Origin of the sequence: Streptomyces sp. NPDC015220 (assembly GCF_043079345.1) — a bacterium.
In the GTDB taxonomy this organism is placed as follows: domain Bacteria; phylum Actinomycetota; class Actinomycetes; order Streptomycetales; family Streptomycetaceae; genus Streptomyces.
Map to the genome: position 1 here is coordinate 25,817 of NZ_JBIBUK010000010.1, position 885 is coordinate 26,701.

At 72.1% G+C, this 885-nt stretch carries 2 protein-coding genes; both read left to right on the plus strand.

What is annotated here, in order from left to right:
- The first annotated feature begins 113 nt into the window (after window positions 1–113).
- Complete coding sequence (locus ACF061_RS20790; RefSeq protein ID WP_392268389.1) at window positions 114–557, plus strand: YbaB/EbfC family nucleoid-associated protein; 444 nt, start codon at window positions 114–116, stop codon at window positions 555–557.
- Window positions 550–882 carry a hypothetical protein gene (locus ACF061_RS20795; protein ID WP_392268390.1) on the plus strand — a complete coding sequence of 111 codons (333 nt, stop codon included), beginning with the start codon at window positions 550–552 and terminating at the stop codon, window positions 880–882. Before ACF061_RS20790 ends, ACF061_RS20795 begins: the two co-directional genes overlap by 8 nt.
- Window positions 883–885: the final 3 nt, after the last annotated feature.

The window sequence follows — 885 nt, forward strand, 5'->3', positions numbered from 1 at the left end:
ACCGGCGCGCACCGGACGTCCCCGTGACCCCCGCTTCCCCCGTCGTCGTCCGCATCCCCCGCTTCCCCGTCGTCATCCGTATCCCGTCGTACACCCCCCTGTGAGGAGGGACCGTGAAAGAGACGTTCGAGCAGCACATCCAGCAGGCTCTGTCCGAGTTCACCCAGCACCGCGAGACCCTGGCCCGGGTGCGGGGCGAGATGGCGTCGCTGTCGGCGACGGTGCGGTCCAAGGACCGCGTGGTGGAGGTGACGGTCGGCGCCCAGGGCGAGGTCACGGCACTGCGCTTCCTCAACAACAAGCACCAGGCGATGTCCGGTCAGAAGCTGGCCGCCAGTGTGCTCGACGCCCTCATGCAAGCCCGTCAGGACGTGCTGTCGAGGGCGACGGCCCTGTTCGGCTCCGTCTCCGGGATCGGCTCCGGCATCGTGGGCGCCGACCCGGAGGAGTTCGACCTGGACCGGCTGCTGGACGCGGCCGGCGCGACCGCCCGCCCGGACGGGACCCGGGCCGCCGACGCGTCCGCCGCCCGCCGCACCGGAGGCTCCCGTGGCTGAGGACCAGGTGTTCGCCGCCCAGCCCGATTCGGTCGTGCACGGCGGCGACGTCACCGACCGGATCAGCGAGATCCTGCACCGCCTCTCCAACGACTTCGCCGACCGGACCTCGTGGGACGCCGGCAGGCCCCCGTGGGGCGTCGGGCAGCTCGGCACCGTCTTCGCCAAGCAGTACGTCCAGCCGCACAGCGAACTGCGGGACGCCGTCTCGGCGCTGGCGGCCGCCATGCTGGGCGCGGCGTCGAAGACCCTGACGTCGGGGCTGGACTTCTCCCGGTCCCAGAGCGACGCCGTTCACACGATCGAGAACAACGGGCGGCGGTAGCGC